We start from the raw sequence: 1,207 nt of genomic DNA, 5'->3' as shown, positions 1-1,207 counted from the left end.
GTTTTAAAGGGTCCGCGTGCGGCTTTATTTGGTCGTGGCGAGCCTGGCGGTACCGTAAACTTAGTTACTAAACGCCCAACGTTTGATACACAAGGGGAGCTTAAGCTAAGTGTTGGCAGTTTTGATACTTACCGTGCTGACATAGATTATACAACGCCGGTATCTGACGATGTTGCAATTAGGGTGGTTGGTTTTTATGAGGATGCAAAAAGCTTTCGCGATACCATTGAAACAACTAAACAAGGCTTTAGCCCTTCAATAGCGTGGAATATTAACGATAATACCCAGCTTATTTACGAACTTGAATATAGCGACCAAGAAGTGCCATTTGATCGAGGCGTATTAGCCATAGATGGCGAGCTTGGTTTAATTCCAGAAAGTCGCTTTTTAGGCGAACCTGGTGATGGCCCAATAGAGGCAGACGTACTAGGGCATCAATTAGAGTTTATTCATGATTTTAATGATAACTGGAGTGTATTACTGGGGGCAAATTACCGTGATACATCACTTGAAGGTTTTGCAACCGAAACCGGCTTTGATGGTGTAATAGACGGTGAGGTAAATCGCTTTAGACGTTACCGCGATTACGACGCGCAATACCAAGTATTTCGCGGTGAGTTAACTGGTCATATTAAACTAGGTGGTTTAAAGCACCGCTTGATTATGGGTATTGATTCAGATCGTTTTGAAAACGACCAAGTTGTATTGCGCGTACGGGGTGATCAATATATTAATGTGTTTAACCCTGTGTATGGTGCATACCCGTTGCCAACGCCCACCTCTAATACTGACCGCATAGAAATACAGAAGTCGCTTGGTATATTTATTCAAGATCAAATAAGCATAACCGATAAGCTTGATATTCGCGTTGGTGCACGCTTTGATGATTACGAGCAAACGTTAAATAATCGCTTGTCTGATATAAAGTCTAAACAAAGTGAATCGCGTATTAGCCCACAGTTTGGCATTGTTTATGAAATGCATGATTCAATCTCTGTATATGCAGCGTACGGGGAAAACTTTAGACCTTTATCGGGTACTGACTCAAACGGTGATGGTTTTGAGCCAAATCAATCTACGTCAGCAGAGGTAGGGGTTAAGTTTACCCTAAACGACGGCGCACTCTTTGGTACTGTTGCTGTATTTAAGGTAGAGCAAGATAATATGCTGGTGGTTGACGACCCAACTGCTTTTACAAGTGCCGCCA

The 1,207-nt window shown here is 42.6% G+C and carries 1 protein-coding gene; it reads left to right on the top strand.

Annotated features, from left to right (window positions below; genetic code table 11):
• On the top strand, window positions 1-1,207 hold a 1,207-nt coding region (locus L647_RS0100875; protein ID WP_024609533.1), incomplete at both ends, for a TonB-dependent receptor.

Source organism: Pseudoalteromonas sp. TB64, from assembly GCF_000498095.1.
In the GTDB taxonomy this organism is placed as follows: Bacteria; Pseudomonadota; Gammaproteobacteria; order Enterobacterales; family Alteromonadaceae; genus Pseudoalteromonas.
The sequence above is the reverse complement of the archived record's forward strand: the minus strand, read 5'-3'. Positions and strand labels throughout refer to the sequence as shown.